This is a genomic window from Cupriavidus sp. WGlv3 (assembly GCF_023952475.1).
Classification (GTDB): domain Bacteria; phylum Pseudomonadota; class Gammaproteobacteria; order Burkholderiales; family Burkholderiaceae; genus Cupriavidus; species Cupriavidus phytorum.
On record NZ_JALHRX010000003.1, the window covers coordinates 110,381 to 125,617 of the forward strand.

The window sequence follows — 15,237 nt, forward strand, 5'->3', positions numbered from 1 at the left end:
ACGGGGGTTGCCCGTGGCTCGTTGACCTGAACAGACGCAATCGACGGTCAGCGGCGCGGCACCCCGGTGGGGAGCGACGTACGGAAGCTGCGGCGTCGGTTGAAGGTCGTATGCATGCGGGCAAATATAAGGCGCACTGGCCCGGGTGTCAAAACGAATTTTGGCAGGCCCGGGCATTGTTGCGCTGGCGGAACGGCGCGCGGGCGGCGCTCAGGCCGCCGGCGGGGCCGCGTGCAGGTCGGCCTCTGAGGTGAACGAGTCGGCGAAGAACGCGTCTTCGTGCAGCTTGCACTGGCGCGTGAAGTCGCCGCGCGCGGCGTTGATCATCACCGGCGCGCCGCAGGCGTAGACCTCATGGCCCGACAGGTCGGGGTGGTCGGCGATCACCGCCTGGTGGACGAACCCGGTGCGGCCCTGCCAGTTGTCTTCCGGCAGCGCGTCGGAGACCACCGGCACGTACTGGAAGTTGGGCAGGTCGCGCGCCCACTGCTCGGCCAGCGCATGCATGTACAGGTCCTTGGGCCGGCGGCCGCCCCAGTACAGCGTCATCGGGCGCTGGATGCCGGTGTAGGCGGCATGCTCGACGATGGCCTTGATCGGGGCGAAGCCGGTGCCGGAAGCCAGCAGGATGATCGGCGCTTCCGATTCCTCGCGCAGGAAGAAGCTGCCCAGCGGGCCTTCGAAGCGCAGGATGTCGCGCTCCTTCATGGCCGGCTGGCCTTCCTTCGCGCCGAACACGTAGTCGGTGAAGGCGCCGCCCGGCATATGGCGGATATGCAGTTCGATCGGGCCGTCCTCGTGCGGCGGCGTGGCGATCGAATAGCTGCGGCGCTTGCCGTCGCGCAGCAGGAATTCGACGTACTGGCCGGCCAGGTACTGCATGCGCTCGGTTGCCGGCAGCTGCAGCTTGATCGCGATCACGTCGTCGGCCAGGCGCTCGAGCGTGGTCACGCGGCATGGCACCTTCTTGATCGGGATGTCGCCGGCGCCGTGGACTTCGCGGCATTCGATGGTGATGTCCGAGCTGGCATTGGCGCAGCAGAACAGCGCGCGGCCCTCGGTCTTTTCCTGTGCGGTCAGCGCGGCCGGGGCATGGTCGCCCTGCACGATGCTGCCTTCCAGCACGCGGCCCTTGCACGAACCGCAGGCGCCGTTCTTGCAGCCGTAGGGCAGCCCGATGCTGTGGCGCAGGGCCGCGCCGAGGATGGTTTCGTCCGCGGCCACTTCAAACTTGTGGCCGCTGGGCATGACGGTTACTTGATAAGCCATAATCGGTCTATGAGCCAAATTCTGTCGAAGCTGCAGGCCTCGCGCCTTTCACAACCGCCGCAACTGCCGGCGCCATCGCGCCGGCTGGGCCGCCCGCGCCTGCTGATCGTCGGCTGCGGGGATGTGGGGACGCGCTGCCTGCGAATCCTGTCGTCGCGCATGCGTGTCTTTGCCGTGACCTCGCAGCCGGCACGCCGCGCCGAACTGCGTGCCGCCGGCGCGGTGCCGCTGGTGGCGGACCTGGACCGGCCGGCCACGCTGGCACGGCTGCGCGGGCTGGCCACGCGGGTGCTGGACCTGGCGCCGCCACCCGGGCAGGGCGAAGGCGATCCGCGCACGCGTGCACTGCTCGCCGCATTGCGCCGGACTGCATGGCGGCGGACTGCAGGGCGCCGTGCCAGCACGGCTGCCGGCATGCTGCCCGGCGAGCCCGCCATTCTACCCGACCGTACCCGGCCCCGCGCTGCGTTTGTCTACGCCAGCACCACCGGCGTCTACGGCGACCGGCAGGGCGCGCGCGTGGCCGAATTCCATGCGGTGCGGCCGCAGACCGCGCGCGCGCGCCGCCGCGTCGCCGCCGAGCAGGCGGTGCGCGCGTTCGGCCGCGACGCCGGCTGGCGCGCCAGCGTGGTGCGCATCCCCGGCATCTACGCCGAGGATCGCCTGCCGCTGGCGCGGCTCAAGCGCGGCACGCCGGCACTCGTGCCGCAGGACGACGTCTACACCAGCCATATCCATGCCGACGATCTCGCCCGCATCATGGTGGCGGCGCTGTTCCGCGGCCGCCCGCAGCGCGTGGTCCACGCCAGCGACGATACCGAGCTGCGCATGGCGGACTATTTCGACCTCGTCGCCGAGCGCCGGGGGCTGCCGCGCCCGCCGCGCATCACGCGCGGCGAGGCGCTGCAGGTGATCGACCAGACCCTGCTGAGCTTCATGAGCGAGTCGCGCCGGCTCGACAACCGCCGGCTCAAGCGCGAACTGCGCCTGCGGCTGCGCTATCCCACCGTCGCCGACTTCTTCGGCTGATTCCTCCAGCGTGGTGGTTCCCCGTGCCGCTGGCATGGGGCTTGCTGCCCCACCGCGTCTTCTGGTCCCTGTCTATACAGCAACACTTTTCACGCGCCTGACTGGTGCCGACACCTCCGTGCCGGGTTCAGGGCGGTGCATCGCCTGGACGCGCGTTCCGCGATGGAATGCGCTTTTTAAGGCGATTATCCGCCTGGTTGCTTGGTGGAAGCCCTACGTTGACTTGTATATACAGGCATTGTTTAATGCCCGAAAACGAGCACGGCCACACGCATGGCCTGCCGTCGACGGACACACCAAAGGAGCGTACAGATGAGGAATCCAAGCAGGTTTCGCGGTCGGGTGGCAGGGCAGGTGGCAGTGCTGGCTGCGGCCCTGGCGGCCGGCGCGGCGCAGGCGCAGAACACGCCGGTGACGCTGGGCATGAGCGGCTGGACCGGCTTCGCGCCGCTGACGCTGGCCGACAAGGCTGGCATCTTCAAGAAGAACGGCGTCGACGTCGAGATCAAGATGATCCCGCAGAAGGACCGCCACCTGGCGCTGGCCTCCGGTGCGATCCAGTGCGCGGCGACCACCGTGGAAACCCATGTGGCCTGGAACGCCAATGGCGTGCCCATCACCCAGATCGTGCAGCTCGACAAGTCCTACGGCGCCGACGGCCTGGCCGTGCGCGCCGACGTGAAGAGCTTTGCCGACCTCAAGGGCAAGACCATCGGCGTCGATGCGCCGGGCACAGCCCCTTACTTCGGGCTGGCCTGGATGCTGAAGAAGAACGGCATGTCGCTCAAGGACGTCAAGACCACCACGCTGTCGCCGCAGGCGGCGGCGCAGGCCTTTGTCGCCGGGCAGAACGACGGCGCCATGACCTACGAGCCGTACCTGTCGACGGTGCGCCAGAACCCGGACAAGGGCAAGATCCTGGCCACCACGCTCGACTATCCGATGGTGACCGACACGCTCGGCTGCGCGCCCAAGTGGCTCAAGGACAATCCCAAGGCCGCACAGGCGCTGGTCGACAGCTACTTCGAGGCGCTCGAGATGATCCGCAAGGAGCCGGGCAAGGCCAACGACATCATGGGCGCGGCGGTCAAGCAGACCGGCGAGCAGTTCGCCAAGTCGTCGGCCTACCTGCGCTGGCAGGACCGCGAGGCCAACAAGAAATTCTTCGAGGGCGAGCTCGCCAGCTTCAGCAAGGAAGCCGCCGCGGTGCTGCTGGACATCGGCGTGATCCGCCAGGTGCCGGACGTGACCAAGCTGTACGACGCGCGTTTCCTCAAGTAACCCGGCAGCTCTCAGGAGGCGTGACGTCATGACGCAAGCCCGTATAGGTTCACCCGCACCGGCCGCCGCCGTGGCGGCCCCCACCGCGGAAGCGCCGCAGCGCCGGCGCCATCCGTGGCTGGCACCGCTGGTGCCGGTGGCGCCCAACACCCGCTGGATGCTGGGCCTGTCCTTCTTCGTGCTGTTCTTCGGCGTGTGGGCCGTGGTGACGCTGGGCGGCCTGGTGCCGCGCACGTTCCTGGCCGACCCGATGACGATGGCCAGGGAAGGCATGACCCTGTTCACCGAGTACAACTTCATCGGCGACATCGGCATGACGGTGTGGCGCGTGGTCGGCGGCTTCGTGCTGGCGGCGGTGCTGGCGGTGCCGCTGGGCATCTTCATGGGCGCGTACAAGGCAGCCGAGGCCTTCTTCGAGCCCTTTGTCTCGTTCTGCCGCTACCTGCCGGCGTCGGCCTTCATCCCGCTGCTGATCCTGTGGGCCGGCATCGGCGAGACCCAGAAGCTGCTGGTGATCTTCATCGGCTCGTTCTTCCAGATCGTGCTGATGGTGGCGGTGGCGGTCGGCGGCGCGCGCAAGGACCTGGTCGAGGCCGCGTACACGCTCGGCGCCAACAGCGCCGGCATCGTGCGGCGCGTACTGATCCCGGGGGCAGCGCCGGAAATCGCCGAGATACTGCGGCTGGTGCTGGGCTGGGCCTGGACCTACGTGATCGTGGCGGAACTGATCGGCTCGTCGTCGGGCATCGGCCACATGATCACCGACAGCCAGGCGCTGCTCAATACCGGGCAGATCATCTTCGGCATCATCGTGATCGGCTGCATCGGCCTGGTCTCGGACCTTGTCTTCAAGCGCGCCAACCAGCGCCTGTTCCCGTGGAGTTCGATCCAATGAGCGCACTGTCCATCCAGCAGGTCTCGCGGACCTTCTCCAACCCGCGCGGCGGCCAGACGCTGGCGCTGCAGCCGGTCGACTTCGAAGTCCGCGACAACGACTTCGTCACCATCCTGGGCCCGTCGGGCTGCGGCAAGTCCACGCTGCTGCGCATCGTCGCGGGGCTGGATACGCCGACCAGCGGGCGCGTGCTGCTCGACGGCCAGCCGGTGTTCGCGCCCGGCGCGGACCGCGGCATGGTGTTCCAGTCATACACCTTGTTCCCGTGGCTGACGATCGAGCAGAACGTGCGCTTCGGCCTGCGCGAGCGCGGCATGAGCGCGGCCGAGCAGAAGGAGCGCAGCGACTTCTTTATCCAGCGCGTGGGGCTGCGCGGCTTCGAGCATCATTTCCCCAAGCAGCTGTCGGGCGGCATGCAGCAGCGCACCGCGATCGCGCGCGCGCTGGCCAACGATCCCAAGATCCTGCTGCTCGACGAGCCCTTCGGCGCGCTCGACAACCAGACTCGCGTGCTGATGCAGGAGTTGCTGCTGGGCATCTGGGAAGCGTCGCGCAAGACGGTATTATTCGTGACCCACGATATCGACGAGGCCATCTTCATGGCCAACCGGGTGGCGGTGTTTTCCGCCAGGCCGGGTCGGATCAAGAGCGATATCGCGGTCGATTTCCCGCATCCGCGCCATTACACGATCAAGACTTCTCCGGAGTTCTCCGCGCTCAAGGCGCGGCTGACCGAGGAGATCCGCGCCGAGGCCATTGCCGCGGCCGAGCACTAAGACCTTATGAACCACGCCGCCGGCACCCCGACTTCCGCCTCTGCCTCTCCCACCGCGCTCTACCAGCAGGTGAAGGAGTACATCGCCCGCCAGATCCAGAGCGGCGCGTGGCAGCCGGGCGACCGGGTGCCGTCGGAGCAGGAACTGGTGAACCGCTTCGGCGTCTCGCGCATGACCGTCAACCGGGCGCTGCGCGAGCTGCAGGAGCAGGGCCGGGTGGTGCGCGTGGCCGGCGTCGGCACCTTCGTCGCCGAGCACAAGCCGCAGTCGACGCTGCTGTCGGTGGTCAACCTGCAGGACGAGATCCGCATGCGCGGGCATGACTACGCCTGCGACGTGATCCTGGTGGAGCGGGTCTCGGCGTCGATCGAGGTGGCCGCTGCGCTGGAGCTGCGCACCGGCGAGTCGGTGTTCCATTCCGTCTGCGTGCACCGCGAGGACGGCGTGCCGGTGCAGCTCGAGGACCGCTACGTCAATCCGCGCGTGGCGCCCGACTTCATCACCCAGGATTTCAGCGCGACCCAGCCCGGCGAATACCTGCTGCGCCACGTGCCCTACGACCAGGTCGAGCATGTGGTCGATGCCATTGCCGCGACGCCGGAACAGGCCACGCAGCTGGAAATGCCGCCGACGCAGGCCTGCCTGATGCTGACGCGCCGCACCTGGACCAACGGCGTGCCGGTGACCTTTGTGCGCTGCCTGCATCCGGGCAACCGCTACCGCCTCGGCAGCCGCTTCCGCGCCGACGGCAATCCCGCGTTCGGCTGATTCCACAAGAATCCGCCTGCACCCCCAAATTTTTACCTAAGCTGTATAGACAGGAACATACAAATGACTGCCAGCCCACATGACCACGCCTCCCGTCCGCTGCTGACCTTGCAGCCGGGCCAAGTCACCCTGGCCGACCTGCGCCGCATCTATCGCGGCGAAGTGCGCCTGGCCATGGCCGATTCCGCCTGGGCCGGGGTGCGCGCCGCGCAGGCCACGGTGCAGGACATCATCGACGCCGACGCCGTGGTCTATGGCATCAACACCGGCTTCGGCAAGCTGGCGCAGACGCGCATCCCCAACGACAAGCTGGCGCAGCTGCAGCGCAACCTGGTGCTGTCGCACAGCGTCGGCACCGGCCCCGACCTGGCCGAAGACACCGTGCGGCTGATTCTGGCGACCAAGGCGGTCAGCCTGGCGCGCGGCCATTCCGGCGTGCGGCCCGAACTGATCGAGGCCTTGCTGGCGCTGGTCAACCACGGCGTGACGCCGTGCATTCCCGCCAAGGGTTCGGTCGGTGCCTCGGGCGACCTGGCGCCGCTGGCGCATATGTCGTGCACGCTGATCGGCGTGGGCGACGTGCTGGTCGACGGCAAGCGCATGCCGGCCGCCGCGGGGCTGGCGCATGCCGGCCTGCAGGCTTTCGAACTGGGCCCGAAGGAGGGCCTGGCGCTGCTCAATGGCACGCAGGTGTCGACCGCGCTGGCGCTGGCCGGCCTGTTCGCCGCCGAAGACGCCTTTGCCGCGGGGCTGGTCGCCGGCGCGCTGTCGCTGGAGGCGATCAAGGGCTCGGTCAAGCCGTTCGATGCCCGCATCCATGCGGCGCGCGGCCAGGCCGGCCAGATCGCCGTGGCCGGCGCCGTGCGCGCGATGCTGGATGGCAGCGAGATCGTCGATTCGCACAAGGCCTGCGGCCGGGTACAGGACCCGTATTCGATCCGCTGCCAGCCGCAGGTGATGGGCGCGTGCCTTGACAACCTGCAGCACGCCGCGCGCATTCTGCAGATCGAAGCCAATGCCGCGTCGGACAACCCGCTGGTGTTCTCCGAGCAGGGCGACGTGGTCTCCGGCGGCAACTTCCACGCCGAGCCGGTGGCCTTCGCCGCCGACATCATCGCGCTGGCCATCGCCGAGATCGGCGCGATCTCCGAGCGCCGGCTGGCGCTGCTGCTCGATACCGGCCTGTCCGGCCTGCCGCCGTTCCTGGTGCGCGATGGCGGTCTGAATTCCGGCTTCATGATCGCGCAGGTGACCGCGGCCGCGCTGGCCTCGGAGAACAAGTCGCTGGCGCATCCGTCCAGCGTTGACAGCCTGCCGACCTCGGCCAACCAGGAGGACCATGTGTCGATGGCCACCTACGGTGCGCGCCGGCTGGGCGACATGGCGGCGAATACTGCGGTGGTGGTCGGCATCGAGGCGATGGCCGCGGCACAGGGGATCGAATTCCACCGGCCGCTGAAGTCGTCGCCGCTGGTGGAGCAGGAACTGGCCCGCATCCGCGCGCGGGTGGATTTTGTCGAGGGCGACCGCTACCTGGCGCCGGATATCGAAGCGATGAAGCAGTGGGTGGTGCAGGGCGATGCGGGGGCGGGGTGGCCTGCGGCCGTGCGGGCGATTTTGCCCACCAACGCGGGTTGAGCCAGTCCCAGTCACGCACCAGGCGCACCAAAATTCGATCGCGCCACCAGCGCCATCCCAAAAGGAGAACAACACATGAATGCTCCCGAATCCCAATCCCTGCAACGCGGCCAGCGCGAGATCCGCGCGCCGCGCGGCACCCAGCTGCACTGCAAGAACTGGCTGATCGAAGCCGCCTACCGCATGATCCAGAACAACCTCGATCCTGACGTAGCCGAGCGCCCGCAGGACCTGGTGGTGTACGGCGGCATCGGCAAGGCCGCGCGCAACTGGGAATGCTTCGACGCCATCCTCGACAGCCTGCGCCGGCTCGGCGAAGAGGAATCGCTGGTGGTGCAGTCGGGCAAGCCGGTGGGCGTGTTCCGCACCCACGCCGATGCGCCGCGCGTGCTGATCGCCAACTCCAACCTGGTGCCGCACTGGGCCACGTGGGACAAGTTCAACGAGCTCGATCGCGCCGGGCTGATGATGTACGGCCAGATGACCGCGGGCTCGTGGATCTACATCGGCACCCAGGGCATCGTGCAGGGCACCTACGAGACCTTTGTCGAGGCCGGACGCCAGCACTACAACGGCGACCTGTCGGGCAAGTGGATCCTGACCGCGGGCCTCGGCGGCATGGGCGGCGCGCAGCCGCTGGCGGGCGTGCTGGCGGGTGCGTGCGTGCTGGCGATCGAATGCCAGGAATCACGCATCGACTTCCGCATCCGCACGCGCTACCTCGACAAGAAGGCCACCACGCTCGACGAAGCACTGGCGATGATCGCCGAGGCCACGGCGAAGAAGGAAGCGATCTCGGTCGGCCTGCTCGGCAACGCCGCCGACCTCGTGCCGGAGCTGGCAAAGCGCGCGCAGGCTGGCGGCATGCGCCCGCATATCGTCACCGACCAGACCTCGGCGCACGACCTGGTCAACGGCTACCTGCCGCAAGGCTGGACCGTCGCGCAGTGGGAGCATGCGCGCCAGCACGATCCCAAGTCGGTGGAGGCCGCCGCGCGTCCGTCGATCGTCAAACACGTGCAGGCGATGCTCGACTTCCAGAAGATGGGCGTGCCCACGGTCGACTACGGCAACAATATCCGCCAGGTGGCGTTCGACGAAGGCGTGCAGAACGCCTTCGATTTCCCCGGTTTCGTGCCGGCCTATATCCGCCCGCTGTTCTGCCGCGGCAAGGGGCCGTTCCGCTGGGTCGCGCTGTCGGGCGATCCCGAGGATATCTACAAGACCGACGCCAAGATGAAGGAACTGTTCCCCGAGGACAAGGCCCTGCATCGCTGGCTCGACATGGCGCACGACCGCATTGCCTTCCAGGGCCTGCCGGCGCGGATCTGCTGGGTGGGGCTGGACGAGCGCCATCGCGCCGGGCTGGCCTTCAACGAGATGGTGAAGTCGGGCGAACTGAAGGCACCGGTGGTGATCGGGCGCGACCACCTGGACTGCGGCTCGGTGGCGTCGCCGAACCGCGAGACCGAGGCGATGCGCGACGGCTCCGACGCGGTGTCCGACTGGCCGCTGCTGAACGCACTGCTGAACACCGCCGGCGGCGCCACCTGGGTCAGCCTGCACCACGGCGGCGGCGTCGGCATGGGCTTCTCGCAGCATTCCGGCGTGGTGATCGTGTGCGATGGCACCGACGCGGCGGCAAAGCGCATCGAGCGCGTGCTGTGGAACGATCCGGCCACCGGCGTGATGCGCCATGCGGATGCGGGCTATGACCTCGCCATCGCCTGCGCGCACGAGAAGGGCCTGGACCTGCCGATGGTGAAGGGCGCATGAGCCCGGCGCTGTTTGAATCCTTCGCGCTGGCCGACATCGCGCCCACGCGCTGGAAGAATGGCGGCGGCAACACGCGCGAGATCGCGGTGTGGCCGCCAGGTGCGGGCATGGATGACTTTGTCTGGCGCCTGAGCGTGGCCGATATCGAAAGCGATGGACCGTTCTCGGCGTTCCAAGGCATCGACCGCCAGATCGTGCTGCTCGACGGCGCTGGCGTGACCTTGCGCGCGGACGACGGCAGCTTCAGCCATCGCCTGGCCGGCGTCGGCGAGCCCTTCGCGTTTTCCGGCGATACCAGCCTGCAGGCGACGCTGCTCGATGGCGCCACGCGCGATTTCAACGTAATGACGCGGCGCGGACACTGCCGAGCGCGCGTCGAAGCGTTCCGCGCAGGGTTTGCGGTCCGCACCGGCAGCCACGCGCTGTGTCTGCTGGCCGTCAGCGGTGCCTGGCAGGCGCAGGACGCCGCCATGCTGCTGCAAGCGGGCGACGGCCTGTTGGCTGGCGCCGCCGCTTCCGCGTCGACGCTTGCGTTTGAACCCACCGGTGACGCGGCACTGTGCCTGTGCGTCACCCTCGAGATGGAGCCCGCTCAATGAGGCTGACCTCTGTATCCGCCGCGCCCAGCGCGGACGGTGTCTGGCACAACTGCCACCTGCTGCCCGACGCCGATCCCGCGCAGGCGATGCGCGATGCCGCGCTGGTGGTCGAGCACGGACGCATCGCCTGGCTTGGCGCGGCAGCGGATTTGCCCGAAGCCTGGCGCGGCGCGCCGCGGCATGATGCCGAGGGAGCCTGGATCACGCCGGGCCTCGTCGATTGCCACACGCACCTGGTCTACGGCGGCCAGCGTGCCGACGAATTCGCCATGCGCCTGGCCGGCGCGGGCTATGAAGAGATCGCGCGCGCCGGCGGCGGCATCGTCTCGACGGTGCGCGCCACGCGCGCCGCCGACGAAGACACGCTGTTCGCGCAGGCCGCGGCGCGCTTGCAGCCGCTGCTGGCCGAGGGCGTTACCGCCATCGAGATCAAGTCCGGCTATGGCCTGAACCTGGAAGCGGAGCGCAAGCAGTTGCGCGTGGCGCGCCGGCTGGGCGAGCATTTCGGCATCTCGGTCTACACCACCTTCCTCGGCGCGCACGCGCTGCCGCCGGAATACGCGGACCGTGCCGATGACTATATCGAGCTGGTCTGCAACACCATGCTGCCGGCGCTGGCCGAAGAGGGCCTGGTCGATGCCGTCGATGCCTTCTGCGAGTCGATCGGTTTCTCGATCGCGCAGACGGAACGCGTGTTCGATGCCGCGGCGCGCCACGGGCTGCGCGTCAAGCTGCATGCGGAGCAGCTCAGCAACCTCGGCGGCGCCGCGCTGGCGGCACGCCACCGCGCGCTCTCGGCCGACCATCTCGAGCATCTGGACGAAGCAGGTGTGGCCGCGATGGCCGAAGCCGGAACGGTCGCGGTGCTGCTGCCGGGCGCCTACTACTTCCTGCGCGACACCAACCTGCCGCCGATCGCGCTGTTGCGCCAGTACGGCGTGCCGATGGCGATCTCCACCGACCACAACCCCGGCACCTCGCCGGTGACCTCGCTGCTGCTGATGATGAATATGGGCTGCACGCTGTTCCGCCTGACGGTGCCCGAAGCGCTGGCCGGCGTCACCGCGCACGCGGCGCGCGCGCTGGGCGCCGCCGATCGTCATGGGCGCGTGGCAGTGGGACGGGTGGCCGACTTCGCGCTGTGGCGCATCGATTCGCCCGCCGAGCTGGCCTACTGGTTCGGCCGCAATCCGGTCGCGACGGTGGTGCGCCAGGGGCGCGTCCATGCCTGCGCGGGAGCCGCGGCATGAGCGGCACGCACCTGTTCGCGCCGTTTGCGCTGCTGCCGGATGGCTGGGCCCGCGACGTGCTGCTGGCCTGGGACGAGCACGGCCGCTTCACCGCCGTGCAGGCGGGGGCGGCGCCAGCCGCCGGCGTGCCGCAGGCGGCCGGTCCGGTGTTGCCGGGCATGCCCAACCTGCATTCGCACGCGTTCCAGCGCGGCTTTGCCGGCCTGACGGAATTCCGCAGCCGCCCGCAGGGCGACGATCCGGCCGGCGCCGATTCGTTCTGGAGCTGGCGCACGCTGATGTACCGCTTCGCGCAGCGGCTCTCGCCCGACACACTGGAGGCGGTCGCGACCCAGCTCTATGTCGAGATGCTGTGCGCGGGCTATACCAGCGTGTGCGAGTTCCACTACGTGCATCACGACGAAGGCGGCAGGCCCTATGCCGATGCCGGCGAGATGTCGCTGCGGCTGCTGCGCGCGGCGCAACGCACCGGCATCGGCATGACGCTGCTGCCGGTGCTGTACCAGAGCGCGGGCTTTGGCGGCCAGCCGCCGCTGGCCGCGCAGCAGCGCTTCCTGCACGACACCGATGCGATGCTGAGGTTGCTGGAACGGCTGCACCCGGCTTGCGCGCAGTCGGGCGCACGCCTCGGGCTGGCGCCGCACTCGCTGCGCGCCGTGCCGGAGGCCAGCCTGGTGCACGCGCTGGCGGGACTGCGCGCGATCGACGCGCAGGCGCCGGTCCATATCCATATCGCCGAGCAGCAGAAGGAGGTCGACGACTGCATCGCGTGGTCGGGCACGCGCCCGGTGACGTGGCTGTTCGACCATGTCGAAGTCGACGCGCGCTGGTGCCTGGTGCACGCCACCCACATGGACTGGGACGAGCGCCGGCGCCTGGCCCACAGCGGCGCGGTGGCCGGCATCTGCCCGACCACCGAGGCCAACCTGGGCGACGGCGTGTTCGAGGCCGCGCCCTACCTGGCACAGCAGGGCGCATGGGGCATCGGCTCGGACAGCCATGCCAGCGTCAGCGTGGCGGAGGAGCTGCGGTTGTTCGAATACGGGCAGCGGCTTGGCCTGCAGCGGCGCAACGTGCTGGCATCCGACACGCACGCGCAGGTCGCGGACCGCCTCTACCTGGAAGCGGTGGCCGGTGGCGCACGTGCAGCGGGTCGCGTGGTGGCCGGACTGGCAGTAGGCCAGCAGGCCGACTTCGTGGTGCTGGACGGCGCGCATCCGACCCTGGCGGGGCTCGACGGGCCGCAGGCACTGGCCACGCACGTGTTCGCCGGCCATGGCCATGAGACACTAGCGGAAGTCCGCACTGCCGGCCGCAGCCGCGTGCAGCATGGCGCGCATCCGCTGCAGGCGGAGGCCGGGCGCCTGTTCATCGCGGCACGCGCCAGCCTGCTGGCCGATTGAAAACCGGGCGCACGCCCACTGCATCGCAACCACCATGTCCTTTTCCACCGATACCCCCGCCTTCACCCTGCACCGGGGCACGCGCCCGCTGCTGGTATCGATGCCGCATGTCGGCACGCACCTGCCTGCATCGGTCTCGCAGCGCCTGACCGCCGAGGCCCGCACCGTGGCCGACACCGACTGGCACCTGGAACGCCTGTACGATTTCGCCCGCGAACTGGGCGCGTCGGTACTGGCGGCCACGCACTCGCGCTACGTGGTCGACCTGAACCGCCCGCCCGACAACGCCAACCTGTATCCCGGCCAGGACACCACCGGCCTGTGCCCGGTCGATACCTTCGACAAGACGCCGCTCTATGCCGGCGGCAACGGTCCCGACGACGCCGAGATCGCCGCGCGCCGCGACGCGATCTGGCACCCGTACCACCAGGCGCTGGCCGCCGAGCTGGCACGCCTGAAGTCCGAGCATGGCACGATCGCGCTGTGGGACGCGCATTCGATCCGCTCAGTGCTGCCGCGCTTCTTCGACGGCAAGCTGCCCGACTTCAACCTCGGCACCGCCAACGGCGACAGCTGCGACGCCGCGCTGGCCGGCCGGCTGCTGGAGCAGGCCAGTGCGGTACCGGGCCACACCGCGGTGCTAAACGGGCGCTTCAAGGGCGGCTACATCACGCGGCAATACGGCAAGCCGGCCGATGGCGTGCACGCGGTGCAGCTGGAGCTGTCGCAGTGCGCCTACATGAGCGAGGTGTATCCGTTCGCCTATGACGAGGCGCGTGCCACGGCGCTGCAGCCGGCGCTGCGGGGCATGCTGGCGACGGTGCTGGAGTTTGTGGAATCGCGGTGAATCTGGCGGGGTGCCGCTGACAGGAAAAGAAAAAGCCCGGCAATGCCGGGCGTGAACACGTCAACGAAGGCTTATTTCTTCACGACATTCTTGTCGGCCTTGCTCCCCGTCGCCGCGTTGTACTTCTCGACATAGGCCTCGAACAGCTTGCGGATCGAGCGCCCGATCTTGGCGTAGTCGGCTTCGTTCAGGTTGGCCAATGACACCCGCCCTGACGGGTGGCGCGTGCCGAAGCCGCGGCCCGGCAGCAGCACCACGCCCGCTTCGTCGGCCAGCTGGAACAGCAGCTCGTTCGGCTCGACCGAGTTCATGATCCACTTGACGAAGTCCGGCCCGATCGCCTTGCCGCCCAGCTGCTCGATATCCAGCAGGGTGTAGTAGTCGACCACGTTCGGATCATCGCTTTCCGGCGCGATGCCGATCTCGCGATACAGCGAGGCCTTGCGGCTGCGGATCAGCCGCTTCATCGCGTTCTTGTAGTTGTCCGGCGTATCCATCAGCGAGAACAGCGAGAACAGCACCATCTGCACCTGCTGCGGCGTGGACAGGCCGGCGGTATGGTTCAGCGCCACGGTGCGGCTGTCTGCCACCAGGCGGTCGATAAACCTGAGCTGCTCCGGCTCGGTGGTGATCGAGCTGTAGCGCTGGTTCAGTTCCCGGCGATCCGCGTCCGGCAGCTTGCCGATCTGCAGGTCGAAGATATTGTCGCGGTGCGTGGCGATCACGCCCAGGCGCCAGCCGGTAGCGCCGAAGTACTTCGAGAACGAGTACACCAGGATGGTGTTCTTCGGGCACATCGCGAACAGCGAGACAAAGTTGTCGGCAAAGGTGCCGTAGACATCGTCGGTCAGGATGATCAGGTCGGGGCGCTCTTCGACGATCGAGGCGAGGTATTCGAGGCTTTCGTCGCTCATGCGCACCGACGGCGGGTTGCTCGGGTTGACCAGGAAGAAGGCCTTGACCTTGGGGTCGCGCAGCTTGTCGAGCTCCTTTTTTGAATACTGCCAGCGCGAGTCGGGATCGGCGTCGATCGTCAGCTCCTCCAGCTGGTAGTCGTTCAGCTCGGGGATCTCGATATACGGCGTGAAGATCGGCATGCCCAGCGCAATGGTGTCGCCGGGCTTGAGCAGGCGGTTCTCGCGGATGGAGTTGAACAGGTAGGTCATGGCCGCGGTGCCGCCTTCGACCGCGAACAGGTCGAACTCGCCGATGAACGGGTGGTTGCCGATCATCTCCTTGCGGATGTACTGGCCGACGATCTTCTCCGACAGCTTGAGCATGCGGTCCGGCACCGGGTAGTTGCAGGCGAGGATGCCTTCGCACATTTCGTAGAGGAAATCGGTCGCGCTCAACCCCAGCTGGTCGCGCACGTACGACACCGCGCCGGCCAGGAACTTCACGCCCGGGGTATCGGCGAACTCTCGCGCAAACAGATCGAAGCGCTCCTCGATGCCTTCGCGGCGCGGAAAGCCGCCCACGCCCTCCGGCATGTACGAGAACGAGCGCTCCGATTCGCGCATCGCGAACAGGCCAAGCTGCCAGAAGCCGTGGCGCGGCACCGTCGCCAGAAAATTGGGATTGCCGCGGCCGGCGTTCAGCATGAGACGCTCGGCGTCGCTGCTGGCCAGCTTGATCAGTTCATCCTTCAGTTCGAACGGCGAGAGGCTGGACAGCTTGGAGATATCGAACTTGCTCATGGCTTGCTC

13 protein-coding genes are annotated in these 15,237 nt (G+C 68.3%); 11 read left to right on the plus strand and 2 right to left on the minus strand.

Annotated features, from left to right (window positions below; all coding sequences use genetic code 11):
• Window positions 1–210 precede the first annotated feature (210 nt).
• Entirely contained in the window at window positions 211–1,269 is a 1,059-nt protein-coding gene (locus tag MKD38_RS07105) for a CDP-6-deoxy-delta-3,4-glucoseen reductase (RefSeq protein WP_252675412.1), read from the minus strand.
• Window positions 1,270–1,278: 9 nt separating this feature from the next.
• On the opposite strand from MKD38_RS07105, the gene MKD38_RS07110 reads away from it, so the two are divergent.
• The 11 genes from MKD38_RS07110 (at window position 1,279) to hutG (ending at window position 13,531) form a co-directional block, all read left to right on the plus strand.
• Window positions 1,279–2,298, plus strand: coding sequence for an NAD-dependent epimerase/dehydratase family protein (locus tag MKD38_RS07110; RefSeq protein WP_252675413.1), 1,020 nt, complete (start codon window positions 1,279–1,281; stop codon window positions 2,296–2,298).
• Between the two features lie 312 nt (window positions 2,299–2,610).
• Window positions 2,611–3,579 (plus strand): ABC transporter substrate-binding protein, encoded by a 969-nt coding sequence (locus MKD38_RS07115; RefSeq protein WP_252675414.1) that lies wholly within the window; start codon window positions 2,611–2,613, stop codon window positions 3,577–3,579.
• 28 nt (window positions 3,580–3,607) lie between these two features.
• Entirely contained in the window at window positions 3,608–4,474 is an 867-nt protein-coding gene (locus MKD38_RS07120; RefSeq protein WP_115704531.1) for an ABC transporter permease, read from the plus strand.
• On the plus strand, window positions 4,471–5,250 hold the full coding sequence (locus MKD38_RS07125; protein ID WP_115704529.1) for an ABC transporter ATP-binding protein: 780 nt from the start codon (window positions 4,471–4,473) through the stop codon (window positions 5,248–5,250). The genes MKD38_RS07120 and MKD38_RS07125 overlap by 4 nt, the downstream gene beginning before the upstream one ends.
• Window positions 5,251–5,256: 6 nt before the next feature.
• Window positions 5,257–6,018, plus strand: a complete 762-nt coding sequence (hutC, locus tag MKD38_RS07130; protein WP_252675415.1) for a histidine utilization transcriptional repressor HutC — start codon at window positions 5,257–5,259, stop codon at window positions 6,016–6,018.
• A gap of 63 nt (window positions 6,019–6,081) precedes the next feature.
• Complete coding sequence (gene hutH / locus MKD38_RS07135; protein ID WP_252675416.1) at window positions 6,082–7,656, plus strand: histidine ammonia-lyase; 1,575 nt, start codon at window positions 6,082–6,084, stop codon at window positions 7,654–7,656.
• Between the two features lie 75 nt (window positions 7,657–7,731).
• Window positions 7,732–9,432, plus strand: a complete 1,701-nt coding sequence (gene hutU, locus MKD38_RS07140; RefSeq protein WP_252675417.1) for a urocanate hydratase — start codon at window positions 7,732–7,734, stop codon at window positions 9,430–9,432.
• Window positions 9,429–10,031 (plus strand): HutD/Ves family protein, encoded by a 603-nt coding sequence (locus tag MKD38_RS07145; RefSeq protein ID WP_252675418.1) that lies wholly within the window; start codon window positions 9,429–9,431, stop codon window positions 10,029–10,031. The genes hutU and MKD38_RS07145 overlap by 4 nt, the downstream gene beginning before the upstream one ends.
• Window positions 10,028–11,281, plus strand: coding sequence for an imidazolonepropionase (hutI, locus tag MKD38_RS07150; protein WP_252675419.1), 1,254 nt, complete (start codon window positions 10,028–10,030; stop codon window positions 11,279–11,281). Before MKD38_RS07145 ends, hutI begins: the two co-directional genes overlap by 4 nt.
• A complete protein-coding gene (locus MKD38_RS07155) occupies window positions 11,278–12,684 on the plus strand; it encodes a formimidoylglutamate deiminase (RefSeq protein WP_252675420.1) in 1,407 nt (468 codons plus the stop codon). The genes hutI and MKD38_RS07155 overlap by 4 nt, the downstream gene beginning before the upstream one ends.
• A gap of 34 nt (window positions 12,685–12,718) precedes the next feature.
• The gene (gene hutG, locus MKD38_RS07160; protein WP_252675421.1) at window positions 12,719–13,531 is read left to right on the plus strand and encodes an N-formylglutamate deformylase; all 813 of its coding nucleotides are present in this window, start codon (window positions 12,719–12,721) and stop codon (window positions 13,529–13,531) included.
• A gap of 71 nt (window positions 13,532–13,602) precedes the next feature.
• On the opposite strand, the gene MKD38_RS07165 is transcribed toward hutG, so the two are convergent.
• Entirely contained in the window at window positions 13,603–15,228 is a 1,626-nt protein-coding gene (locus MKD38_RS07165; protein ID WP_252675422.1) for a bifunctional aspartate transaminase/aspartate 4-decarboxylase, read from the minus strand.
• Between the last annotated feature and the right edge of the window lie 9 nt (window positions 15,229–15,237).